Origin of the sequence: Acetobacter garciniae, assembly GCF_017377735.1 — a bacterium.
Taxonomy (GTDB): Bacteria; Pseudomonadota; Alphaproteobacteria; order Acetobacterales; family Acetobacteraceae; genus Acetobacter; species Acetobacter garciniae.
Genome location: NZ_JAFVMH010000002.1, coordinates 589,758 through 613,028, shown reverse-complemented (window position 1 = coordinate 613,028; position 23,271 = coordinate 589,758). Strand labels below are relative to the sequence as shown.

The following is a 23,271-nucleotide window of genomic DNA, read 5'->3' as shown; positions in this document are numbered from 1 at the left end:
CGGGCTTAGCCCAGTGCGTGCACCAGTTCCGGAACAAGGGTGAAAAGGTCGCCGACAAGGCCGAAATCCGCGACCTGGAAGATGGGGGCATCGGCATCCTTGTTGATTGCCACGATCACTTTCGCATCCTTCATGCCCGCCAGATGCTGGATCGCGCCGGAAATGCCTATGGCGATGTAAAGTTCGGGGGCCACGATCTTGCCTGTCTGGCCCACCTGCAGGTCGTTCGGTGCGTAGCCGGCATCCACCGCCGCGCGGGATGCCCCGATGGCGGCGTGCAGGCATTCCGCCAGGGGCGCCAGCACTGTCTGGAAGGCCTGGGCCGATCCCAGCCCCCGCCCGCCGGAGATGACGATCCGCGCGGATGTCAGTTCGGGCCGTTCGCTTTTGGTCAGTTCCTCGCTCTCAAACCGTGCTTTCCACGCCCCCGCTGGCAGGCTGACGCGCGCGATCGGGGCTGAGGCATTGCCAGGTGGTGCGGCGTCGAAAGCGGAAGAACGGATGGTGACGACCTTGAGCCGGTCCGTGCTTTGCACCGTCTCGATAGCATTGCCTGCGTAAATCGGCCGCTCGAACGTGTCCTGCGCGATCACCCGGGTTATGTCGGAAACCTGCATCACGTCGCACCGGGCCGCGACACGGGGCAGGATATCCTTGCCGATGGAGGTGGCCGGGGCGATCACGGCCGTATAATCCGCACTGAGCCCCACCAGCAGTTCCGCCACCGGTTCGGCCAGCATATGCGCCAGTGCCGGGTCATCGGCCATAAGAACCTTGTCCACGTCGGACAGATCCGCCGCGGCCTTTGCCACGGGCTCCACGTTCTCGCCCGCGACCAGCAGGTGGAGAGCACCCCCCATGTCGCGGGCGGCACTGACGGCGCGGGCTGTAGCGTCACTGAGCGTATGCCCGTCATGGTCTGCAAGAAGAAGAAGTGTCATGTCATTGGTCTTTCCGTTCGGGCTGCGGGGGCTCAGATCGCTCCGGCGGCGCGCAGGTCCCCGACGAGTTCGCTCACATCTGCTACGCGGCGTCCGGCCTTGCGGGGTTCGGGGGGCTTTACGCCCAGCACCTTCAGCCGTGGCACCGTATCCACCCCGCAGGCCGCAACCGGCGTGACATCCAGCGCTTTCTTGCGCGCCTTCATGATATTGGGCAGGGAGCAATGGCGCGGTTCGTTCAGGCGCAGATCGGTGGTCACGACCGCAGGCAGCGGCAGGGAGAGCGTCTGGTGCCCGCCATCGACCTCCCGCGTGACGTGCACGACCGTCCCTTCCACGCGCAAGGCGGAAGCAAAGGTCGCCTGCGGCCAGTCCAGAAGCGCTGCCAGCATCTGACCAGTCTGGTTGCAGTCATCATCCACGGCCTGCTTGCCCAGAATAACCAGTTCGGGCTTTTCCTCATCCACCACCATGCGGATCAGCTTTGCCACGGCCAGCGGTTCGATGGGCCCATCCGTCTCGATCAGACGCGCGCTATCCGCCCCCATCGCCAGGGCCTGGCGCAGACTATCCTGCGCCTTGGCCGGGCCGATGCTGATCGCCACCACCTGTTCAGCCAGGCCTTTTTCCTTCAGCCGCACGGCTTCCTCGACCGCGATTTCGCAGAACGGGTTGATCGACAGCTTCATGCCCGACAGATCGATGCCGGTGCCATCCGCCTTCACGCGCGGGCGCATATTGGCATCCAGAACCATCTTTATAGGAACAAGAATTTTTTTCACGGCATTATGTCCTGTCTTGTTGCATCCGGTTCAGAACAGCTCATCGGGCAGCGCCATGATGGAGCCGGCACCGGCACTGATCTGCTGGCTCAGCGCGGTGGCCTGCGGCAGCACGCGCTGCATGAAAAAGGTCGCGGCCGCGCGCTTGTGCTGCACAAGCGCATCCGGCAATGGCTGGCCGGGTGCGCAGGCCAGCACCATGCGCACCCACATCCAGCCGAAGCTGACCAGGGCGAAAAGCCGCAGGTAATCGACGGCGGCAGCGTTACGGTCATCCGGCCCGGCAAGATCCCCGCTGATGAGCCGTGTCGTCACACCTTCGAGCAGGTCCAGCGCCGCACCAAGCGGTTCCGCCAGGGGGGCGGCATTGCTATGCGCTGCGGCAACGGCGAGTGTCTGGCGGATCTGGGCGAAATAGCTGCGCACCGGCAGGCCTTCGGCCAAGGTCAGCTTGCGGATGACAAGGTCCTGCGCCTGGATACCGTTGGTGCCTTCATAGATCATCGCGATGCGGGCATCGCGCACATACTGTTCCTGCCCCCATTCGCGAATATAGCCATGCCCGCCCAGCACCTGTTGCCCCGCAACTGCCGCTTCGAACCCGAAATCGGTCAGCGCCGCCTTGATGACGGGGGTCAGGAGGGCGACGTTTTCGCCCGCACGCTGGCGGATTGTTGCATCGGGGTGGAATTTCTCGCGGTCCATTTCCAGCGCCGTGTAGACGACCATGGCACGGGCCGCTTCGATGAAGGACTGCATGGACAAGAGCGTGCGGCGGACATCCGCATGGGCGATGATGGGCACAGTGCCGGCGCGATCGGGGGAGCGGCCCTGCATGCGCTCGCGCGCATAGGCCAGTGCCGTCTGGCAGGACGCATCGGCCACACCCAGCCCCTGCACGCCCACGAACAGGCGTTCGGCGTTCATCATGGTGAACATGGCCGCAAGCCCGCGATTTGGCTCACCCACCATCCAGCCCTGGCAGCCGTCATAATTCATCACGCAGGTCGGCTGGGCGTGAATACCCATCTTATGTTCCAGCGCGCCGACGGAAATCGCATTCCGCGCCCCGAGCGTACCGTCGGCATTGACGAGGATTTTCGGGCACAGGAACAGGCTGATGCCCTTTGTGCCCGCAGGCGCATCGGGAATGCGGGCGAGCACGAGGTGAATGACGTTTTCCGCCATGTCATGATCGCCCGAGGAGATGAAAATCTTCGATCCCGTGACGGTCCACGACCCATCGGCACGCGGTGTGGCCGTGGCCTTGAGCAGCCCGAGGTCGGAGCCCGCATTGCCTTCCGTCAGCGCCATGGCCCCCGTCCAGACACCGCTGACCATGTTGGGCAGATAGGTATCCTTGAGCGCCTGGCTGGCATGCGCCTCGATCGCCTCGCAGGCGCCGCGTGTCAGGCCGGGGAACAGGCCGAAGGACAGGTTGGAGCCCGAAAGCATTTCATCGACCAGAATCTGCACCGTGCGCGGCAGGTTCTGCCCCCCGTATTCCGTAGGCGCAGACAAACCACCCCACCCTGCCTCGGAAAAGGCTTTCCAGGCCTCGGCAAACCCTTTGGGGGTGCGGACAATACCGTTTTCCAGACGGCATCCTTCGATATCGCCCGCAGCATTCAGCGGGTAGAGGATTTCCGAACAGAATTTACCTGCTTCTTCAAGAATACTGCTTATGATTTCAAGATCGTTCTCTTTCTGCTCGGGCAGTTCGGCAAATATGTCCTGCACGCGGAACACGTCGCGCAGGAGAAACATCATGTCCTCGACGGGGGCTTTGTAGTGCGGCATGATTGGGATCCAGTTCGAGCGGGAAGTTCAGTTTTTCAGGGGTTTTCCGGTCTCAAGCATGTGCGCGATGCGCGCGCGCGTGGGCCCGGTCAAAACGATTTCGAGAAAACTCTCGGTAACACGACGCGTTATCTCGGCCAGCGGGACAGGCGTCTTTGCATCGCCCGAGAGGATTTCCACCAGCATGGCCCCCAGAACCCGGTCATGGGGGGGCAGGCTGTCCTGCTGCTGCGCCAGTACCTCGGCCAATACTGTGCGGTGTGGCAGGATGACGGCAGGCGGCGCGGCAGGGGTAAAGCCGGCGGCAAGGTCAATCGCCCAGTCGCGCGCGGTAGCGATCAGGCGGTCGGCGTTCATCACCACCCGATCGGTCGGGCGGATCAGGTGCTGGGCCTGGGCCGCAAAGCCGCAGGGAGCGGCCACGCCACGCATGACCCCGGCAAAGACCTGTTTCGCAGCCTCATCGGGCGGGAATCCCGCCTCGTGATGGCGCAGCAGCCAGCGCGCGACACCACCCCAGCCCGGCAGCAGGCCCACCCGGCTTTCGACAAGGCCTATCCCGGCCTCCGCATGCAGCGCGTCCGCGCCGACATGCAGCAGGAATTCGCAGCCACCACCCAGCGCCATCGCACCCGCCGCCCCGACAATGGGGAATGGTGCCGCGGCAAGGGACGTAAAGGTGTCCACACCCTCGGTAATGAAATGCGCAAGACCCGCCCTGTCATTCTTCTCGGACATGGCCAGCATGCCCTTGAGATCGGCCCCCGCACTGAACACGCGCCCATCGTTACCCGCCACAAGGGCACGAAAATGCCTGGGCGTTTCAACAAGGGCCTGGCGCAGGCCTTCCAGCAGGGCAGGTGTAAAGACATTCATCGGCGTGCGGAATTCGAACAGGCCCACGCCCTCGCCAATGTCCCACAGGGCTGCGGCCTCCGTCTTGAAAACCGGTGACCCGGCCAGGCGCAGGGCGGGCAGCGCGATAACGCCAGGGGGCTGGGCAACCGGCTGGCGCATGGCCCCTGCCCCGACCGGAACCAGCACCGTGCGCTGGCCGTGGGCCTGGCCGTAGAACCCATCTGCCCCGGCCGCCGCCAGCAAGGGGGGCACGGCCTGCCCGTCCTGGGCCAGACGGGTTACGAAAGCCGCCGGTCCCAGTTGATCGATCAGTTCGAACGGACCCGCCCGCCAGGCGTAACCCAGCCGCATGGCCGTATCGACCTGATCGGGGCGGTCCGCGATGTCGGGCACCAGGGCGGCTGCATAGGCCAGCGTGCGCGACATCACCGCCCAGGCGTAGCGGCCCGCCAGCGTGTCGGACGCGATCAGGGCCGCCGCGCCCGTCTGCGGCAGGACCGGGGTTTCGCGCGGGCGCCAGGTACGGGTTGCGGGGTCGAATGTTTCCTTTACGCGCCGATCAACACTCTGGCGGTAAAACCCCCCACCCGATTTCCTGCCTTTCAACCCCTGGGCGAGCATGGCCGCCACCAGTTCGGGCTCGGCCTCGTACGCCTGCACGGCATCCCCCGCGGGAAGGGCGTGCTGCAAGGAGCGGATCAACCCGGGCATGAGGTCAATGCCGATCAAATCCCACAACCCGAACATGCCGGTACTGGGAAAGCCGAAGGGCCGGCCCATGACCGCATCGGCCAGTTCGGGCGAAATGCCCAGCTTCAGCGCTTCGCCCAGGCCCGCAGCCAGCCAGTAGCAGCCGATGCGGTTGGCGATAAATCCCGGCGTGTCCTTGCACGGGACAATGGTCTTGCCCAGGACGTGGTCCATGAAATGGGTGGCGCGTTCCACGGTTTCATGTTTCGTGCGCGGCCCCGATACCAGTTCCAGAAGCCGCATATGACGGGGCGGGTTGAAGAAATGCGTGATCAGCATGTCGCCCGCCAGTTCGGGCGAGGCCTGGGCGACCAGTTCGGCCAGCGGGATGGTGGAAGTGTTGGAGGACACGATACAGCCCGGCCTGCGCACCGTATCGATCTGGGCGAACAGAGCGCGCTTGATGTCGATCCGTTCGGCCACGGCTTCCACGATCCAGTCGCAATCCTGCAAAAGACCCAGATCCGTCCTGGTGCTGCCGGTCGCCACCCGCGCGGCGAATTCGGGCATCATGAACCCGCCCGATTTCACCTGCCGCGCAACACCATCGGCCGCAAGCTGCCCGTCCAGATCGAGCAGGACCACATCCACACCGCAACTGGCCATATGGGCTGCAATGCCCGAACCCATCGTTCCGGCGCCGATAACACCACATTTACGAAATTTATCGCCTTGATAAGACATGTCCTGTTCCTTGCGGGTTATGGAGTGTTCAGCCCTGGCCTACATGCCGGCATAGATCGGCCCACCCCCACCTTCGGGCGGGGTCCAGGTAATGTTCTGGTCCGGGTCCTTGATGTCGCAGGTCTTGCAATGCACACAGTTCTGCGCATTGATGACGAAACTGTCCGTTCCGTCTGGTAATTTTGCGATTTCGTATACGCCGGCCGGGCAATAGAGCCGGGCGGGTTCGCCGTAAAGCGGCAGGTTGCGCGCCAACGGAACGGCAGGATCGGCCAGTTTCAGATGGCAGGGCTGGTTTTCCGCATGGGTGGTGCCGGACAGAAAGACCGAAGACAGCCGGTCGAAGGTCAGGACATGATCGGGCTTGGGATAGGTGATGGGCGTCACCTCCGCCAGCGGCCTGAGCGACGCCCAGTCGGGTTTGTCATGGCGCAGCGTACCAAAAGGCGATTTTCCGAAAAGCGTGTGGCACCACATGTCGGCTGCACCGAGGGCCACACCCGTCGGCAATCCGTGGCGCGACCACAGCGGCTTGACGTTGCGCACCGCAAAGAGATCCCGCCCGATGGGGCTGTCCTGCCAGCCATCGCGCCAGGCGGTCAGTTCCACCGCATCGGGATCGGCCACGATGGCGTCGGCCACCTGCATGCCCGAGGCAATGGCATTGTGCGACCCCTTGATGCGGGGCACGTTCATGAAACCAGCCGCACAACCGATCAGCGCCCCGCCGGGAAAAGTCAGGCGCGGCACGGCCTGCCAGCCGCCTTCCGTCAAAGCGCGCGCGCCATAGGCGATCCGCCTGCCACCGTCGAGCAAAGCGCGCATGCTCGGATGGGTCTTGAAACGCTGGAATTCATCGAAGGGAGAGAGCGTCGGGTTCTGGTAGTCCAGATGCACGACAAATCCTACGGTCAGCAGATTGCCCTGCCCGTGATAGACAAAGGAACCACCACCGGTTTTGCGGTCCAGGGGCCAGCCGAGCGTATGCGCGATGCGGCCAGGCACGACCCGCCCGGGCGGCAGTTCCCAGACTTCCTTCAGCCCTGTGCCGAATTTCTGGAATCCTGACTGGGCATCCAGGCCGAAATGCGCGATGGCGATCTTGCTCAGCGAACCGCGCGCCCCTTCGGCAAGCAGCGTATGCCGTGCACGCAATTCCATGCCGGGTGTGTAGTTTTTAGAATGGGTACCATCCTTGTTGACGCCCATATCCCCCGTCACGATACCGGTGACGCGCCCTGCGGCATCGAACAGCAGTTCCGTCGCGGCAATGGCGGGGTAGATATCGACCCCAAGATCTTCGGCTTTTTTTGCAAGATAGGTCACCACCGTGCCCAGGGAGCCGATAAAGCAGCCCTTGTTGCTCATCAAAGGGGGGAACAGCTTTTCGGGCAGGGGAATGGCGCGCCCGGATGTCAGGAACGCAAAATGATCTTGCGTGACCTCTATCGTCAGCGGGCGATCGGGGTCGCTCCGCCAGTCGGGCACCAGCGTATCCAGGGCGGACGGATCCATGACCATGCCGGACAGGCTGTGCGCCCCAGGTTCGGCCCCTTTTTCCACGACAATGACCGATATATCCGCCGCGCGCTGCTTCAGCCTGATGGCCGCCGCAAGCCCGGCGGGGCCTGCCCCTACAATCACCACGTCGCAGGTCACGTGGTCGCGTTGCGTCACTTCGTCCATTGCCAGCGCCTTCCAGCCGGGAATTGCGTTCCCGATTCACAACCAAACATTTGTTAGAATGCAAGGAAGGCAATTTTTTGCGTGCTGTCGAGAGAAAATGCACATAGACATGGTTCACAGCTGTATGAGCAGGCGCGTTCCCGCCTTCTTCTGCGGCACGTATCCGCCTTTTCTTCCGGTTGCCGATGAAACGATCCGCCCTGCCCGCTGCCGCACCCAAAAGCCCGCGCACCAGACACGCAAAAGACGCGCCCGCCCGCGCACGAACCCAGCCGGAAAGCGGAAAACCCCGCCCCCCCGGGCAAGAGGAGCAGGCGGACAGACGGCATGAAATTCTGGAAATAGCGGCGGAGCTGTTCGCGGAACGGGGCTACCGGGCCACATCGATTCGCGACATTGCGGAACGGGCCGGCCTGCTGGCCGGATCGCTCTACTATCACATCCGCTCGAAGGAAGCCCTGTTCGTGGAGATCCACAACACGGCGCTGGCCGCGGCGGCAACGCGTATCACCAACGCGCTGGAAGGGCTGACGGACCCATGGGCGCGCCTGCAGGCGGCCTGTCTGGAAATGCTGGAAATCCAGCTCAATTCCGGGTCATTGACCTTGCCGATCATGAACAACCTGCGCAGCGTGCCCGACACTGTGCGCGATGTCCTGATCCAGCAGCGCGACGATTTTGAAAAGATTTTCCGCGAGCTGGTCGCTGACCTGCCGCTTGATGGGGATATCGACAAGAATCTCTACCGCATCCTGCTGCTCAGCCTGCTGAATTCGGCCGATGGCTGGTTCCGCGAAGGCCGTCTTTCCCGCGCGGACATTGCAGCCCAGATCCTCAGGATCTTCCGCCATCAGCAAAGCTGAACCTTGCGGAGAAGCCCCCACGCGTCGAGACAAAAAATGCGCGGGACCTGAGCGGGCTTACACCCCCGCTTCACCCCTGGCCCGTTTGGCCGCATAGAGCGAGGCATCAGCACGTTCCAGGAGCACCTCCAAGGGGACCGGTCGCCCCCGGGATAGAGCCGTGCCGACGCTCAGTGTCGCATCGATAGGCTTTCCCGGCAGCAGGCGTGCATCGTGTTGGAAAGCGGCCCTCAGGCGGTTCGAAATCAGGCGGACGTCCTCTTCAGCCGTCGCGGAGAAAATACCCAGGAATTCGTCACCGCCGATACGATAGATGGTATCGCTGTCCGGCAGCACGCGGCGGGCGACGTCAGCAGCTACCATGAGAAGCTGGTCGCCGGTCGCATGACCGTGCGTATCGTTGATTGATTTAAATCGGTCCAGATCAAAGATCAGGACTGCAATATCGCCTGGGCAGCCGTCGCGGCGGGCCAGCCATTCGTCCAGGGCGCGTCTGTTTCCCAGATCGGTCAACGGATCGCGCCTTGCAAGACGGAGATGTTCCACCGCCTGACGCTCACGCGGGAGAGCGATCAGCAGAGCCGTGAGCAGCAGGACCTCGATCATCGCCTGCGCGTTATATATAACGACCGCCCAAAACGTGGTAGGTTCGGCACCAAGGGGCTTCGGTAGCCAGGCGGCGAAGGGAATGCGCCCCCATTCGATCGCCGCGTAAATGCCAAGCAGGCGGGCCAGCAGTCTCGCCGCAGGGATCGTCTTGCCCAGTGCCTGCCAGACGTCACGGGCGGCCAGGGCATTGAAGCTTCCAATCACCAGGATACGCGCGATCGAACAAACAACCTCGCTGGTTCTTCCCGGCTCAATAACGAGGGACAGGGCGACCGGCCCTAAACAGGCCAGAACTGTGGGCGCAATCCGTGGGCGTCGCCCGACCGTAACGCGAATGGCCAGCCATCCAAAGCCATAGGCCAAAGTCAGCAAGAACCCACCCGCCGGTATTCCCAGCGCACCGGGCAGGATCCACGGCACCGTCAGAAGAGCGCCCGCCGCCCCACCAATCAGGAAAGGTGCCGCCAGCCAGTGAGCCGTGGAAAACCTCCCGCGGGTTCCCCCCGATAGGAGAAAAACAAGCCCTATCAGAAAGGTGACAGCCGTGCTGTAACCGATGATAGCAGGGGCATAGGTGGTCATGTGGCGCTGGACTGTTGGGTTATGACGAACATTCTGGCGCCTTAATGGCGTACGAAGGGCCGTTCGCGCAACCGAACCCCCGAACCGAACAGGACGACCCAACCACGCAGGCTTACCGGTCATGTGAAAAAAGACCACTCACGCAGTGGCGCAGAACCGCCCGGACCTTCAGCCGCGACGCCAGGATCGATGCGATGCCCAGCCCGGTCTCGCTCCCGCGGCTGGTCCGCATCGACGAAACCCGGGCACCCGCGGACATGGCGCGGGACTATGGGCCGTGCTGTCTGCTGGCAAGGAACGCGGCATCACGTCACCGCTCACATGGCGGCTCGCCCATCATTTTCTTCCAGGGTGGGCGGGATGCCGCTCCACACCGTGTGGGGCGATATCGAAACGCCGGACGCTCAGGGGTGAAGGACAAGCGTGGGGCTACGCGGTCTCCAGAGCGAAAACAACAGGGCCGCACGACCGACAGGGGGCGGTGTTTTCAGCTTCTCAGGGCCTCGTAATCGTTGAAATGGGCTGCCGTATGTACGGGAATGATCTCATCGCTGTATTCTGAACATTCCGAACAGATCCACCGAATAAACATGTTAACGACCGGGTCGTGCGATTTTTCGACTGGCGTCACAACATAGTATGATCCGCGTGATCGGATTTTTCCCGGAACGGCTATGCAGAGTGAACCATCCTCCAGTTCGCGTTCCACAAATATGGCCGGGACAAGTGCCACACCCACGCCTGCCACAGCGGCTTCGACCGCGGCATTGAACTGATCGAAAACATGCCCCTTGAACGAGGATGCCATGTCGATTTCCATATGCTCGAACCAGTATTCCCACAAGGCGGGCCGCGTCGTAAGCTGGATCAGTTGCGCGCGTTGCAGGTCAGCCGCACTCTGCAGCCGCATTTCCGCCTTGTAGGCCGGGCTGCATACGGCAATGAGGGTTTCATCGAACAGGTGGTGCAGGTATCCGCCAGGCCAGACCGGTGCACCGTAATGCACGGCCACGTCACACCCCGTTCCTTCAAAATTGAAGGATTCGAAAACCGTTTTGACGTTAATGCGTAATTTTGGATGCTTCTTGAAAAGGCGTGGCAGCCGGGGAACAAGCCACCTTGAAGAAAAGCTGGAAAACATATGCAGGTTTATCGTGTTTTCACCACTTCCATATGACAGGACGCGATAGGTCGTTCCCGCTATCTGTTCCAGGATCGATGTGACCGAAGGCAGGATGGACTGCGCCTGCCGTGTCAGCACAAGGCGCTTGCGCCGCCTGTCGAACAGGGAAACACCCAGGGTTATTTCCATATTACGGACCTGCTTGCTGATCGCACCTTGCGTCAGACAGAGTTCTTCCGCCGCAGCGCTGAAATTCTGGTGTCGCGCCACCGCTTCGAAGGCAACCAGTTCGGGTATGGACGGTATCAGACGGCGGGGTAGCAGCATCATATCCTCCTCTCCATAACACATGCCGATATCAACATGCGGGTTGTATCGGCCTCATATCCGACCGGCAGGACATCCGAAAATCCGGTTCGTGCCGGTTCGATCCTGGATGACATGCCCGCCAATGCAGGGCCATTTTTACGTGACACCATGTCACAACCTGAATTTTCCAAAACGCGACGGGGCATAGGCTGCGGCCTCCTCTACGGTTTCGCCGTCTGCCATCCGCCCCACAAGCTCCGCCGTCCAGGGTGCGCTGACCAGGCCCAGATGACCGTGGCCCGTGGCATAAAACACGCCCTTTACGGATGGAGAAGGACCGATAACCGGCAGGCAGTCCGGCGTGGACGGACGGTTCCCCCACCAGCGCCGCACCCCATCGCCATGGGCGATCGTCATGCCCGGCAGGCCACGGCGCAGGCAATCAAGAAGAATGCGCGCCCTTTGCCAGTCCGGTGGCGCGCCTTTGGGTGCAAATTCCACCTGCCCGGCGGCCCGCACACCCGCGCGCATGGGGGTAATGCCGAATTTCATGTCCGACATCATAAGCGGCACGGACGGCGCCTGATCTGTGGTATGAACCTGCACGTGGTACCCCCGTTCACTGAAAAGGGGGATAGGATCGCCCAGTAGCGCAGCCAGTTCCCTTGTGGCGATCCCCGCGGCAATAACGGCTTTTTCGCAGCGCAGGATACCCCCTGCATGGCTGACCCCATGCAGCACCCCGTGTTTGACAACAAAACCATCCGCACGGGCCGTCAGAAAATGCACACCCTGGCGCACGGCATGGAGGCCAAGGGCCGCAACGTACGCACCGGGGTCTGTACAGTGACCGCCCCCTTCGATCAGCGCGCCGTAACGGTAATTCTCACCCAGTCCCGGACATAATGCCAGCAACCCCGCACGATCGAGCGTTTTCCAGCGCACACCGTTCGCACGGCGCAATTCCCAGCCCAGGGCATCCCCCGCAAAGGCCTGTTCGTCCGGATAGACGACCAGAAGCCCCTTCCCTTCGATCAGTTCCGCCACCCCTGCCTCGGCCGCCAGTGCGGCATGCCGATCCAGGGAGTCACTTAAAAACGGGCGCAAGGCCCGCGCGATCCGCCGCACTCTGGCTTCCGTCGCCCCGCAGGTGACAAATCTCAGCAGCCAGGACCAGGCCTGCGGCACGGCGGCAAGCCTGATCCGCAGCGGGCCATGCGTATCCAGCAGGTAGCCGGGTACCTTCTTCCACATACCGGGCATGGAATGCGGCACGACCGAACCGGGGTTGAGCCATCCCGCATTGCCGTAGCTGGCAGCCTCCTCCGCCCCAGGTTCGGCGGATGTGAGAACGCTGACCTCATAACCGCGCCGCCGTAGCGCCAGTGCAGCGGTCACGCCCACAATACCCGCGCCCACAACCACAACATGCGAACCTGCGGCAATCCTTTCCACCTGATCCATCATCCTGCCTTCTTCAGTTCCACACGTTCGGGAAAATCCCGTATCTGCCTTCTGGCATCGCCCTGGAAAACCGGAAAACGCTCATCGGTCCGCCTCCTTTCCTCCAGGGTGCCCCACAACCCGCCTCGGTCGTTATCGACCCAGAGCGTGGTTAGACGATCTGGTTCTTCAGCTTGCCACCATGTTCCAGCGCATGAATATTGTGCAGCAGGATATCGATGACATTGCGTTCATAAAATTGCGTCTCGCCCGCCGCGTGGGGTGTGATCACGACGTTTTCCATTCCCCAGAGCGGGGAAGACGCGGGCAGGGGTTCCTCCACGAACGTGTCCAGCGCCGCCGCACCAAGCCGCCCGGAATTCAGCGCCGCGATCATGGCTGCCTGATCGACCACCTTGCCCCGCGCGACATTGATCAGTGCGGCACCGGGCCGCAGCGCCGCAAATGCTTCCGTGCCCATAAGGCCGAAGGTCTCGGGGGTGAGCGGACATGTCAGGATCACCACATCGACCTCGGGCAGGGTCGCCAGCAGGTCATCCTTGCCGATCATGCGAATGCCCCCGTCCGAAGCAGCAGAAACCGTACGGCGCATGGCCAGGACATTCATGTCGAAGGCCTTGCACAACTGCGCCACCCGCGCGCCAATGCCGCCATACCCGACGACCAGGACGGTTTTCCCGCTCAGTTCCTGAAGCCGGGTTGCAGGGTCGCTGCTTGTCGGCCGCCAGTAGGGCTTCGCCTGGTCGTCCCGGGCCTCGTACAGGCGGCGCGACAGGCTCAGCAGCAGGCCGAGCGCATGGTCGGAGACAGCATTGGCATTCACCCCCTGCGCGCTGCAAAGATGCACACCCCGTGCGCGGAACAGGTCGTGCCCATAATGGTCGACCCCCGCACTGACCGACTGCACCAGTTTCAGCCTGGGCGCCCAGTCAAGGATACGATCCTTCCAGAGCATGGAAATTACGAGAACATCCGCATCAGCAGCAACTTTTTCGAGTTCGTCCAGTGTCTGGACCTGCACGCATGGCGGCGGGTTGGGCCTGCGTTCCAGTTCTCCCTTAAGGTCGTAATGAGCATGGGCGACACAAACCCGGGGCTGATCGCCACTCCACAGAAACGTCATGTTTTCTTTCCATACTGTGTGAGATAAAAAAGGAAAAATCCTTTCAAGAACAGGATTAGTTCCTTTCGTATCCATCATGCACGCTCCGTTGCGACGTTTGGGAGAAAAGCCGTTGGGGAATCATTCCAATATAGAATAGGGCGTAAAACCCTAGAACACGCCACGATAGTCCCCACCATCCACAAGAAGACTCTGGGCCGTGATAAAGCCAGCCTGCACGGAACAGAGAAAGGAAACAGTTGCCGCCACTTCTTCAGCCTTTCCGAATCTTTTGGCCGGATTGGCCGCGGCCCTTTCCTGCCAGAGGGATTCGTAACTCCGGCCGGTCTGATGTGCCAGTTCGCGCACATGGGCGTGCTGGGCGTCGGAATCGATAATACCGGGCAGGACGTTATTGATTGTCACGTTCTTTCCAACGACCTGGCGGGCCAGGCCGGATGAGAACGCGACAAGGCCAGAACGCGCCCCATTGGAAAGTCCCATTTCCGCCTGCGGGCTTTTGACACTGCGTGAGACAAGGTTGACAATACGGCCAAAACCGCGCGCCGTCATGCCGTCAACCGCACGGCGGATCATGTCGATGGGCGCCAGCATCATCATATCCAGCGCTTCCAGCCAGCAGGCCCTGTCCCATGCCCTGAAATCCCCCGGTGGCATGCCGGCACCATTATTCACCAAAATATCGGGCTCGGGGCAGGCTTCGAACACCCTGGCCCGCGCCGCATCATCCGTAAGGTCCGCCACCACGTACTGGGCCGGCACGCCGGACATGGCGGTTATGGAAGCCGCGGTTTGCGCAAGCCTGTCCGCATCGCGGGCGACCAGTGTCACGCTTACGCCTTCCGCCGCCAGTTGGATGGCAATCGCCCGCCCCATACCCCGGCTGGCACCGCAAACAATAGCTTTATGACCGGCAAGTTGCAGATCCATGAATGATGACTCCCTTCGCTGAACTGGACAGCAGCACCGCCTGCGCGACCCGCCTTCCCTTTGAATCACACGATCATTCACCTTATCTCATGGCGTGCAAAGCCTCTCTTTGGGTGTTTCGGCACAGATGTGATCCGTTCATTGCGCGAGCAGGCGTTCCACGCCCGCCTTCATGCGTGCGAGGGAGAGCGCGATCATGCTCTCGGATGAGGCATAGGAAAGCCGCATGTAACCCGGTGCCCCGAAACAGGAACCCGGCACAACGGCGACATGGCATTCGTTCAGGAAAAACTGGCACAGCGCCATGTCGTCGGTTATGCCCTGACCGATGACCGAGGGTCGTGCGAGAAGTGTTCTGACATCAGCAAAGGCATAGAATGCGCCGTCGGGAAGCGTGCATCGTATATCGGGAATTGAATTAAGAAGATCGACGATCATATCGCGTCGTTGCTGAAAATCCCTGCAATGCGCCCGCACGCTGTCCTGCGGTCCGTCGAGCGCTTCGATCGCCGCCGCCTGGCTTATGGAACAGGGGTTGGACGAGCACTGGCTCTGCACGACAGCCATGGCGGCGATCATCTGGGCGGGGGCCGCCACGTAACCGATCCGCCAGCCTGTCATGGAATAGGCTTTGGAAACGCCGTTCACGATCACCACCCGGGGCCGTAGATCCGGACAGACAGCCGCCATTGTTGCAAACGGCACGTCACTATAACGGACATGTTCATAAATATCGTCGGCGATCACCCCAACGCGACACGCATCGCGCAGGACCGCGCCAAGGGCGTGGAGATGGGCACTGCTGTAAATGGCGCCGGTTGGATTGGATGGAGAATTCAGAAGAAGCCAGCGTGTTCTTTCAGTAATGGCCGCGCGCAATGCGTCAGCCGAAAGGCGAAACCCCGCATCTTCCGGGCAGGATACGCAGACCGGCACACCACCGGCCAGCTTGATCATGTCCAGGTAGCTGGTCCAGCATGGAAGGGGAACAATCACCTCATCCCCCGGATTGAGGGTCGCCATCAGGATATTGAAGAGAACCTGTTTCGCCCCGGCGCCCACGCTGATCTCGTCATCGGCAAAATCCAGCCCGTTCTCGCGCAGGAATTTACGCCTGATGGCCGCCTTCAACGCCAGCGTGCCATCCAGTGCGGTATACCGGGTCTGGTTGGTGAGGATGGCGTTAATTCCCGCCAGCTTGATGTTATCGGGGGTCGGAAAATCCGGCTCCCCGGCGTTGAGCATGATCACGTCATGCCCTTTTGCCACAAGGGCCCGGGCCTGCGCGCCGATCCTGATGATTTCTGAAACCCCGATCCCGTCGAGTTTGGTGGCAGCCGAAAATTCCGCCCACCGTTCCATGCGTGGCATGTTGCGTCCTGTATCTGTGAAAATCGATGGACAGAGCATGGACATGTCAGACACGAAATTTTCCAGTCAATTTTGGTGATGGCATTATTCCAACACGGACCATTGCGGCCCATGTCCCGTTCAGGCAGCTTTGAGACGGCCTGCCCTGTTCCCCTGGTAAAACCCGCCGAAACGATTTTCCAAGAACAGGGACAGGGGAATATCCTCCTGCCGGATCAGGCCGCGGCCTGGTATCTGACCCTGCGCCAGCAGATCGAGAACCGCGCAGATCGCCCCTGCGGTGGTGATCTGGATGGCCGTGCGCGGCTGGCCCTGGACGATACCGGCATAAACGCTCCGCACGAAGCTTTCCTGCGTAAGCTGCCCGCCCTTCCAGCCGGTTACGGACACGAAAATCAGCACCATGTCCTGGCTGGTCAGGGGCACGGCGTGTTCCATGATATCCTTCAGGACCGCGCGCCGTTCTGACAGACGGAGATCCTGCAAAAGAATTTTCATGATCTGGGCATGGCCCGGATAGCGGATAGTGCGATAGTTCAGTTCCCTGACCGCACCTTCATATGTTTCGCACAGGGACCCCAGACCGCCCGAGGTATTGAAGGCCTCATACGTTACACCATCGACACCCAGTGTCTCGCACTCCTCCAGCGCAGGCACAAGGCGGCGCTGCCCGTCGACAATGGCTTCGCACGGTTCGATATATTCGTTGATGACGCCGTCCGTGCTCCAGGTCAGGTTATATCCCAGCGCATTGGACGGAAATTCCGGCAGCGCACCCACCCGCAGATGGATCGTATCCAGCCTGTCGAATTTCTGGGCAATGTCGTGGGCGACAATGGACACGAAGCCGGGTGCCAGACCGCATTGCGGAATAAACGCCGTCGTGGCGCCACGTGCCAGTTCCCGCACGGCGCGGGTGCTGGCGACGTCCTCCGTCAGGTCGAGATAATGCACGCCTGCCTTGGCGGCGGCACTCGCGATCCGCGTCGTCAGGGCATACGGGGCTGCGGACAGCACGGCGTAATGACCCTCGATGACCGTGTCGAGAGCTCCATCCGTGCCGATATCGGCACGGTACCGTGCAATGCCCGCAGCCTCTGCCCGATCCAGCCTGGCCTGATCGTGATCGACCAGTGTGACAGCGTAGTCATCCGTTCCAGACAGGAAGGCGGCAATGGTCGCGCCGATCTTGCCTGCGCCTATCACGAGTATCTTTTTCATCGGAACCTTTCCAGCATCAGTGCCCGCCGAAAACATGGGACAAGGAAACGCTTCCGGAATCAATTGACAGTCTGCTGCGCGAGCGCCCCTTTCTTTCGGCATTATGCATGGTAGTATCGCCATTATGACTCCTGACACTGTCGACCGGACCCTGATCGCCCTCCTGCGCAAGAACGCCCGCATCAGCACTGTTGCTCTGGCGCAACGGGTTGGCATGTCGAGAACCACGGTGCAAAGCCGCATCGAACGGCTTGAACAGGCCGGTGTCATCCTGGGATATACGATACAGACGATCCCCGAAGCGGATGAGGTCGTCAAAGCCCATGTCATGATCACGGTCGTGCCGCGCCTGTCACGGATGGTGGAAACCGCGTTGCAGCAGATCGGGGAAATTCGTGAACTTCATGCGGTCAGTGGCGAAATCGACCTGATCGCGGTCATCGCCGGCCCATCGACCGAGAAGATCAACGATGTGATCGACCGGATCGGGCAACTGGAGGGCGTGCGGCGCACGACATCCTCCATCCTTCTTTCGACCCGGCTGAACAGAAAGGGCTGAGCGCCACGCAATAGCGCGCAGGCCGCCCGAACACAGGCTTTAAAGGCGCTGGCCCGCGGGAATGCCCAGCCTGTCGCGGCGGCTGGTGGACAAGGCCAGTTTCGCGAAATCGGGGCTTGCCGCACCGGGGACGGGAACATAGAGGATGGTGTTGGTCAGCACCGAAAAATCCTTGTAGAAATGCTGAGCCGATTTCACGACGACAAGGCACCCTTCCAGCTTGCACCCCATGTCCAGGAACGCCTGGCGCGTATAGGTCTGCCGCCGGACCGAGACCAGAACGACCTCTACCCCGTCCACCGCGATCCGCGCTGCCCGCCCCATGACCGTGCGATCACCGCTATAGCCATGCTGGACAAGTTCGGGGGAAAGAGACAGCACCCGGGCCGTCACATCCAGCGGAACATGCGAACACACGCCGCTCTTGCCGCCCAGGCGCAGGGGCAGCGTGGCACCCACGCCCGCCAGAAAACACATATCCACGGCCACGGGGTCCCACACACAGCCCAGAACGGCGTTTTGCACCCCGGCCTTGAGCAGATGCTCCAGAATATAGGTGCTGTCCGATGGCGCGCCACCGCCCGCATTGTCCGAAACATCGGCAAGGACCATGGTTCTTTCGGGTGTGCGCGCGCGCAGGGCAAGGGCATCGGCCAGGCGCGTATATCCAGCACCTTCGGGGCTTTCCAGCGCACGAATGCGCTCGCCCACATCCTGGGCCGTCATCTGGGCCAGCACCGCATCCCCATCGGTAATCACGAGCACCTGCGCGCCGACATGTTCGACATCCGCCCAGGGAAAACCATGAATGAAGGAAACGGACAGGATGCCCGCCTGCCTTTCTATGGTCCGCATGGCCTGGACGAGGCCGCGCACGGGTTCGACCGGCGTACGCCAGACACCCAGCAGGCCGCAATCGAACACCGCGCGGCATGGCCTGACCTGCCCCTGGGCCACACGCAGGGACAGGTCGAACACCTCGCTGGCCATGGCATCGACATCCGTGTGCGGATATTCCTTGTAGCTGACAAGAATATCCGCATTCTCCATCATCGTGGGGGTGAAATGGGCGTGCAGGTCAAGTTCGCAGCCCAGTGTCACGCCCGGCCCCACGATCTGGCGCACATGGGCCAGAATATCCCCCTCGCAATCCTCATACCCCTCGGCCACCATGGCGCCGTGCAGGAACAGAAGCACCATATCGACCGGCCCGGCCGCGCGCAGATCGTCCAGAATGAAGCCCCGCAGTGTCTCGTAGGTCGCGCGTGTGGTGGTCCCCGCCGGGGGGGCGAAGGCGCACAGGCTTTCGACCACCTCCATGCCGCGCGATTCCGCCTGCCGCCGCCAGCGGATAAGGGGAATATTGGCCAGGTTCGGCGCGGCACGGCTACCGTCCCGGCGGGACCATGTCGGGTTATCCGTAAAGCTGGAAAGGCCGGTCGGAATGGGGGAAAACGTGTTCGTTTCCGTCAGCAGGGTCGCGATAAACAGTTTCATGGCATGTCTGCGGCATAAGGATCGGCAAAGGGAAAGTGGATGGGTGCGCGCACATGGGTGGCCGCATCCAGGCAGCAGTTTTCGCGGTACCGCCAGGCCACGATCTGGACCCCGGCCGGCAGGCCGTCCCCATAGTCAGGTGCCAGTGCGACGGGAACCGCGACACTGGGCAAGCCCAGAAGCGATGTCGCCAGCAAAGGGCTTTGCGCGCGGACAAGTGCCGCCAGCCCATCGACTGATACGATATCCGCATCCGGATGGATGGGATCGTCCCAGGACACGGGCATGAGAAGAAGCGGCCAACGCGCAAGAAAGGCGCGCCATTCCCTTAATATGCCAAGCCTGCGGGCAAAGCCTGCCAGACTTGCCGCCGCGTCACGCGGGGGAAAATGCTGCTGGATATAACCGATCAGCGTCTTCACGGCAGGGCTGCCCGCCTGAAGCAGCGCATCGAAACCACCCCGGTGCCGGTCGTCATAAGTCAGGTTGCACCACAGTTCCGCCGCTTCCGCGAAACAGGGGGGTGTTACTTCCTCCACCACGTAGCCCGCAGCTTCAAGACGGCGTGCCGCGGCCAGCAGGGCGGCGCGCACCCGCGGTGCGGGGGTAAAGCCTGCCGCCTCACCCGTAAACAGTGCCACCGGTGTCCGGGCCGGCGGGGTGGACGGGATCGGACCTGCCGGAATGCCAAGCGGATCTTCGGGGGTTTCGCGCCGGATCGCGCTGAAGATCAGCCGGGCATCCTCCACCTCGCGCGCGATCGGTCCGTTGACGTTCGTCATCTGCCCGATCATGCCGCGTTCGGCGGTGTCGGTGTCGTTGAAAAATGGAACCAGCCCCGGTGTCGGCCGCAGCCCCACGACACCGCAGGCAAGGGCGGGGTAACGGATCGAACCACCGTTGTCATTGCCGATACTGGCAGGCCCCAGCCCGCACGCGACCGCCGCCGCCGACCCGCTGCTGGACCCACCGGCGGTATAGGCGGCGTTCCACGGATTGACGACACGCCCATGCAGGGCGCAGTCGCTGTCCCAGCGCATTGAAAATTCGGCCACATTGGCGCGCGCGAATGGAATGGCTCCGGCCCGGCGCAGCAGGGCCACGACCGGCGCGTCATGGGCCGCGATGCGGTCTTTCAGGGCGACGGCTCCGTTGGAGGTCGCACATCCCTGCTGATCGATATTGAGCTTGATGCTGAGCGGGACGCCATGCAGCGGCGGCAGGTCGATACCGGAAAGGACGGCGCCATCCGCCCGGCGTGCTGCCTCAAGAGCCGCATCCGCCAGCACCTCGGGCAAGGCGTTGATGCGGGGATTGACTGCCCGCACCCGGCCCAGGACGGAGGTCATGACCTCCACGCAGGACACGTCACGCGCGCGAATGGCGGTGGCAAGCCGGGTGGCACTCCAGCGCCAGAGAGCATCGGTCATGAGGGGGAGGGCTCCTGTGGGGAAAAAGTGGCCCGACGCGCGCCCGGGCGCAGCAGGGCATATAACAGGGCGGTTAGGACAATCAGCAGCGCGATCGCCCGCAAGCCCGTGCCGGTGGTGCCCGTCATGTCCTTGAGATGCCCCACGATAACCGGCCCCGTGACACCGCCCAGCAGACCAAAAGCGTTGACGGCGGCAAACGCCACCGCCCCCGGCCCGGACCGCCCCTGGTTGATCGTTGCAGCCCAGAACATGGTGTAGGCAACATACAGCGCCGCCATGGCGCAGGCTAGGCTTGCCATCTGTATCGCAAGCCCCGCTCCCGCAGTTGTGGAACAGGCAAGGGCCAGGGCGGCGGCAAGCCCCCACGCACCGCACCGCATACGCTCGTGGGAATGCGTGAAAAGCAGCATGGCGATCATGGCAGCCGCATAAGGCACGGCATAGAGCCAGCCTGTCGCCATCAGGCCAACGCCGTCATGCGCTGCGATAATCTGTGGCAGCCACAGATTGACCGCGTACATGCCGGTAATAAGGCTGAAATAGAACACCGCCGGAATGGCAAGCGCACGCGCTGAAACGCGACCGCCCCGCACCACCGGCGCATCATGGTGTGCGGCAAGGGCCTGCCGTTCCTCCGGGGTGAGCCATTGGGCACTTTCGGGGTTTTCAGGCAGTGTTGCCATGACGATCACCCCCAGCACGACGGCGGGCAGCCCTTCGAGCAGGAACATCCACCGCCACCCGGCCTGCCCCCACACACCGTCCATGCCGGACATGATCGCCCCGGATAGCGGGCCGCCGATCACGGCGGCAAGGGGGGCGGATATCTGCTGAAAAGTCAGGGCCCGGGTAATGCGATGCGGCGGATACCAGCAGGACAGATAATGGAAACAGCACGGCGCGAACCCTGCTTCGCACACACCCAGCAGGAAGCGGCAGGTATAAAAGCCCAGCTTGCTGTCAACACAGCACATCAGGGCCGAAAACAGCCCCCAGGCCACCATGATAATGCCCAGAAACGGACGCAGGCCGACACGCAGGGCCAGAATCGAGGCCGGAACCTGGAACAGCACGTAGCCTATGAAGAAAATTCCGCCGATCCATCCGAAATCCGCCCCGCTCAGACGATAATGGTGCAGGATACGCAATGACGCGAAGGAGATATTGGCGCGATCTATGGAATTGAGCAGATAGGCCGCGAAAAGGGGCGGGAGGATACGCCTGTTGATGGCCTGGAAAAGCCTGTTTTCATCGCGGGGCATGCAGACCATCCGCAAGACCGCCCTGCCCTGCCCCACGGCGGGCCGCCAGGCACAGTGCCAGATAACACAGGGCGACAATCAGGAAACAGGCCAGGGGGCGCAATGTGCTTTCAGGCAGGAAACGAAAAACCACGACCCCGACCGCCACAGCCGCGATGGCCCGGGGGTTGAACCCCACAGTGTACCAATACTGGCCGTGCCGCGTGTACAGGGCCGGCACGTCCAGCGCCTGCCGACGCACGACCAGGTAATCCGCGATCAGCACACCCGTCACGGGCGCGAAGATCGTGCCGATCCAGGCATGGAACTGCACCAGGTCCGAAAGGGCATTGCCCAGCATGGAAAGGGTCAGCCCCAGAACGGCGACGATAATGGTCGCAAATAACCGGCTGATACGCGGCAGCAGGTTGCACAGCGACAAGCCGGATGTGTACACATTAAGTGCATTGATCGTCCAGTTGTCGAAAACGACCAGCAATATGACAAGGCAGTTCGTCCGAAACCCCGCCCCGCCATCCATGACCACGCTCAACACGTTGGCGTCCTTGCCTGCACTCAGCGCCGGGCCCAGCGCCCCGAAGGCCGAAGCCAGCAGGCTGCCGGCAATAATCGACAGCGTCATGGTCAGGTACAGGCCGCGTCGGCTTTTCATATGCCGGGTAAAGTCGGCGGCATCGGGTGCAAGGGTCATCCACACGCTGGCATAGACATCGACCCAGGTTGCAATCAGCAGCCAGGACGGCCAGACGATAACCCCCGTCATGGGCTGGGCGGTCAATGACAGCGACCCTAGGGGAAGTCGGGTCATCAGGAAAAATATGATGCCAACCTTGATGGGCGTGGCCAGGCCGGACAGGTTCTTGAGAACCCGAAAACCGAAAATACCCACAAGGGCCTGCGCACAACCGAACAGGACAGCGAACACCGTCAGCGATACGGTGTGCCCGGTCGTCAGCCGGACGAATTCCTGTATGGACAGGCAGCCCACCAGATTCTGAAACGCGAAATTGTAGATGGAGGCAAGAACCCGTGTCAGGGAACAGAAATAACGCGCCCCCATGACCCCAAAGGCCGAACGGGTCGCAACCTGGCCGGGAATGCCATAGTCGCACCCGATCCGCGCAAGAACAATGCAGAATATGGCCGCACTGAACGTGCCGAGCACCTGCACGCCCACAGCCCACAGATAGGGCAGGCCCGCACACACGGAAAGCCCGGCGCGCATGATGGCACCGGGGTTGAGGCAGATATTGAAGAAGATGACAGCCACGGCCCCAAGGGTGGAAGCCCTGTCCGCAAGCGGGATCGGCTGAATGCCGTACTGCTCGACCAGGTCTTCCCCACCACCGACATGGCCTGTGGCGGGGGCCTGCGTTGTCTGCGATCCGTTCATGCTGCCGCCTGCCGTGTTGGACCCTGCATGG

General features: G+C 62.2%; 18 protein-coding genes. 2 read left to right on the top strand and 16 right to left on the bottom strand.

What is annotated here, in order from left to right:
• Window positions 1-5 precede the first annotated feature (5 nt).
• Genes J2D77_RS06595 through J2D77_RS06575 form a run of 5 tightly spaced genes read right to left on the bottom strand, consistent with a single transcriptional unit; the run spans window position 6 to window position 7,501 of the window.
• Complete coding sequence (locus tag J2D77_RS06595) at window positions 6-941, bottom strand: electron transfer flavoprotein subunit alpha/FixB family protein (RefSeq protein ID WP_207845465.1); 936 nt, start codon at window positions 939-941, stop codon at window positions 6-8.
• Window positions 942-973: 32 nt separating this feature from the next.
• Window positions 974-1,696: an electron transfer flavoprotein subunit beta/FixA family protein gene (locus J2D77_RS06590; protein WP_207845694.1), complete on the bottom strand. Its 723-nt coding sequence runs from the start codon at window positions 1,694-1,696 to the stop codon at window positions 974-976.
• 57 nt (window positions 1,697-1,753) lie between these two features.
• A complete protein-coding gene (locus J2D77_RS06585) occupies window positions 1,754-3,523 on the bottom strand; it encodes an acyl-CoA dehydrogenase C-terminal domain-containing protein (RefSeq protein ID WP_207845464.1) in 1,770 nt (589 codons plus the stop codon).
• A gap of 27 nt (window positions 3,524-3,550) precedes the next feature.
• The gene (locus tag J2D77_RS06580) at window positions 3,551-5,815 is read right to left on the bottom strand and encodes a 3-hydroxyacyl-CoA dehydrogenase/enoyl-CoA hydratase family protein (protein WP_207845463.1); all 2,265 of its coding nucleotides are present in this window, start codon (window positions 5,813-5,815) and stop codon (window positions 3,551-3,553) included.
• A gap of 39 nt (window positions 5,816-5,854) precedes the next feature.
• On the bottom strand, window positions 5,855-7,501 hold the full coding sequence (locus J2D77_RS06575; RefSeq protein WP_207845462.1) for an electron transfer flavoprotein-ubiquinone oxidoreductase: 1,647 nt from the start codon (window positions 7,499-7,501) through the stop codon (window positions 5,855-5,857).
• Between the two features lie 185 nt (window positions 7,502-7,686).
• Here J2D77_RS06575 and J2D77_RS06570 point away from each other — a divergent pair, with 185 nt between their 5' ends.
• On the top strand, window positions 7,687-8,364 hold the full coding sequence (locus tag J2D77_RS06570; protein WP_207845461.1) for a TetR/AcrR family transcriptional regulator: 678 nt from the start codon (window positions 7,687-7,689) through the stop codon (window positions 8,362-8,364).
• Window positions 8,365-8,421: 57 nt separating this feature from the next.
• On the opposite strand, the gene J2D77_RS06565 is transcribed toward J2D77_RS06570, so the two are convergent.
• The 7 genes from J2D77_RS06565 to J2D77_RS06535 all read right to left on the bottom strand — a co-directional run bounded on the left by J2D77_RS06565 (window position 8,422) and on the right by J2D77_RS06535 (window position 17,096).
• Window positions 8,422-9,555: a GGDEF domain-containing protein gene (locus J2D77_RS06565; RefSeq protein ID WP_207845460.1), complete on the bottom strand. Its 1,134-nt coding sequence runs from the start codon at window positions 9,553-9,555 to the stop codon at window positions 8,422-8,424.
• 487 nt (window positions 9,556-10,042) lie between these two features.
• Complete coding sequence (locus J2D77_RS06560) at window positions 10,043-11,008, bottom strand: LysR substrate-binding domain-containing protein (protein WP_207845459.1); 966 nt, start codon at window positions 11,006-11,008, stop codon at window positions 10,043-10,045.
• A 150-nt stretch (window positions 11,009-11,158) separates the two neighbouring features.
• Window positions 11,159-12,442, bottom strand: a complete 1,284-nt coding sequence (locus J2D77_RS06555) for an NAD(P)/FAD-dependent oxidoreductase (protein WP_207845458.1) — start codon at window positions 12,440-12,442, stop codon at window positions 11,159-11,161.
• A gap of 160 nt (window positions 12,443-12,602) precedes the next feature.
• Window positions 12,603-13,574 carry a D-2-hydroxyacid dehydrogenase gene (locus J2D77_RS06550; protein ID WP_207845457.1) on the bottom strand — a complete coding sequence of 324 codons (972 nt, stop codon included), beginning with the start codon at window positions 13,572-13,574 and terminating at the stop codon, window positions 12,603-12,605.
• A gap of 150 nt (window positions 13,575-13,724) precedes the next feature.
• On the bottom strand, window positions 13,725-14,504 hold the full coding sequence (locus J2D77_RS06545) for an SDR family oxidoreductase (RefSeq protein WP_207845456.1): 780 nt from the start codon (window positions 14,502-14,504) through the stop codon (window positions 13,725-13,727).
• Between the two features lie 138 nt (window positions 14,505-14,642).
• Window positions 14,643-15,875 carry a pyridoxal phosphate-dependent aminotransferase gene (locus J2D77_RS06540; RefSeq protein WP_230975555.1) on the bottom strand — a complete coding sequence of 411 codons (1,233 nt, stop codon included), beginning with the start codon at window positions 15,873-15,875 and terminating at the stop codon, window positions 14,643-14,645.
• Window positions 15,876-15,995: 120 nt separating this feature from the next.
• The gene (locus J2D77_RS06535; RefSeq protein WP_207845455.1) at window positions 15,996-17,096 is read right to left on the bottom strand and encodes a saccharopine dehydrogenase family protein; all 1,101 of its coding nucleotides are present in this window, start codon (window positions 17,094-17,096) and stop codon (window positions 15,996-15,998) included.
• Between the two features lie 124 nt (window positions 17,097-17,220).
• Between J2D77_RS06535 and J2D77_RS06530 the strand changes: the two genes are divergently transcribed.
• Window positions 17,221-17,655, top strand: a complete 435-nt coding sequence (locus J2D77_RS06530) for an Lrp/AsnC family transcriptional regulator (RefSeq protein WP_207845454.1) — start codon at window positions 17,221-17,223, stop codon at window positions 17,653-17,655.
• A 39-nt stretch (window positions 17,656-17,694) separates the two neighbouring features.
• Here J2D77_RS06530 and J2D77_RS06525 read toward each other — a convergent pair whose 3' ends face one another.
• Genes J2D77_RS06525 through J2D77_RS06510 form a run of 4 tightly spaced genes read right to left on the bottom strand, consistent with a single transcriptional unit; the run spans window position 17,695 to window position 23,240 of the window.
• The gene (locus J2D77_RS06525) at window positions 17,695-19,152 is read right to left on the bottom strand and encodes a M81 family metallopeptidase (RefSeq protein ID WP_207845453.1); all 1,458 of its coding nucleotides are present in this window, start codon (window positions 19,150-19,152) and stop codon (window positions 17,695-17,697) included.
• Window positions 19,149-20,582, bottom strand: a complete 1,434-nt coding sequence (locus tag J2D77_RS06520; protein ID WP_207845452.1) for an amidase — start codon at window positions 20,580-20,582, stop codon at window positions 19,149-19,151. The genes J2D77_RS06525 and J2D77_RS06520 overlap by 4 nt, the downstream gene beginning before the upstream one ends.
• Window positions 20,579-21,847: an MFS transporter gene (locus J2D77_RS06515; RefSeq protein ID WP_207845451.1), complete on the bottom strand. Its 1,269-nt coding sequence runs from the start codon at window positions 21,845-21,847 to the stop codon at window positions 20,579-20,581. Before J2D77_RS06515 ends, J2D77_RS06520 begins: the two co-directional genes overlap by 4 nt.
• The gene (locus tag J2D77_RS06510; protein ID WP_207845450.1) at window positions 21,834-23,240 is read right to left on the bottom strand and encodes a purine-cytosine permease family protein; all 1,407 of its coding nucleotides are present in this window, start codon (window positions 23,238-23,240) and stop codon (window positions 21,834-21,836) included. Before J2D77_RS06510 ends, J2D77_RS06515 begins: the two co-directional genes overlap by 14 nt.
• Window positions 23,241-23,271 lie beyond the last annotated feature (31 nt).

Excerpts from the sequence above, each read along its gene's own strand:
- J2D77_RS06595 (WP_207845465.1), bottom strand. The coding sequence starts at position 941 with ATGACACTTCTTCTTCTTGCAGACCATGACGGGCATACGCTCAGTGAC.
- J2D77_RS06590 (WP_207845694.1), bottom strand. The coding sequence starts at position 1,696 with ATGGTTCTGGATGCCAATATGCGCCCGCGCGTGAAGGCGGATGGCACC.
- J2D77_RS06585 (WP_207845464.1), bottom strand. The coding sequence starts at position 3,523 with ATGCCGCACTACAAAGCCCCCGTCGAGGACATGATGTTTCTCCTGCGC.
- J2D77_RS06580 (WP_207845463.1), bottom strand. The coding sequence starts at position 5,815 with ATGTCTTATCAAGGCGATAAATTTCGTAAATGTGGTGTTATCGGCGCC.
- J2D77_RS06575 (WP_207845462.1), bottom strand. The coding sequence starts at position 7,501 with ATGGACGAAGTGACGCAACGCGACCACGTGACCTGCGACGTGGTGATT.
- J2D77_RS06570 (WP_207845461.1), top strand. The coding sequence starts at position 7,687 with ATGAAACGATCCGCCCTGCCCGCTGCCGCACCCAAAAGCCCGCGCACC.
- J2D77_RS06565 (WP_207845460.1), bottom strand. The coding sequence starts at position 9,555 with ATGACCACCTATGCCCCTGCTATCATCGGTTACAGCACGGCTGTCACC.
- J2D77_RS06560 (WP_207845459.1), bottom strand. The coding sequence starts at position 11,008 with ATGATGCTGCTACCCCGCCGTCTGATACCGTCCATACCCGAACTGGTT.
- J2D77_RS06550 (WP_207845457.1), bottom strand. The coding sequence starts at position 13,574 with ATGACGTTTCTGTGGAGTGGCGATCAGCCCCGGGTTTGTGTCGCCCAT.
- J2D77_RS06545 (WP_207845456.1), bottom strand. The coding sequence starts at position 14,504 with ATGGATCTGCAACTTGCCGGTCATAAAGCTATTGTTTGCGGTGCCAGC.
- J2D77_RS06540 (WP_230975555.1), bottom strand. The coding sequence starts at position 15,875 with ATGCCACGCATGGAACGGTGGGCGGAATTTTCGGCTGCCACCAAACTC.
- J2D77_RS06535 (WP_207845455.1), bottom strand. The coding sequence starts at position 17,096 with ATGAAAAAGATACTCGTGATAGGCGCAGGCAAGATCGGCGCGACCATT.
- J2D77_RS06530 (WP_207845454.1), top strand. The coding sequence starts at position 17,221 with ATGACTCCTGACACTGTCGACCGGACCCTGATCGCCCTCCTGCGCAAG.
- J2D77_RS06525 (WP_207845453.1), bottom strand. The coding sequence starts at position 19,152 with ATGAAACTGTTTATCGCGACCCTGCTGACGGAAACGAACACGTTTTCC.
- J2D77_RS06520 (WP_207845452.1), bottom strand. The coding sequence starts at position 20,582 with ATGACCGATGCTCTCTGGCGCTGGAGTGCCACCCGGCTTGCCACCGCC.
- J2D77_RS06515 (WP_207845451.1), bottom strand. The coding sequence starts at position 21,847 with ATGCCCCGCGATGAAAACAGGCTTTTCCAGGCCATCAACAGGCGTATC.
- J2D77_RS06510 (WP_207845450.1), bottom strand. The coding sequence starts at position 23,240 with ATGAACGGATCGCAGACAACGCAGGCCCCCGCCACAGGCCATGTCGGT.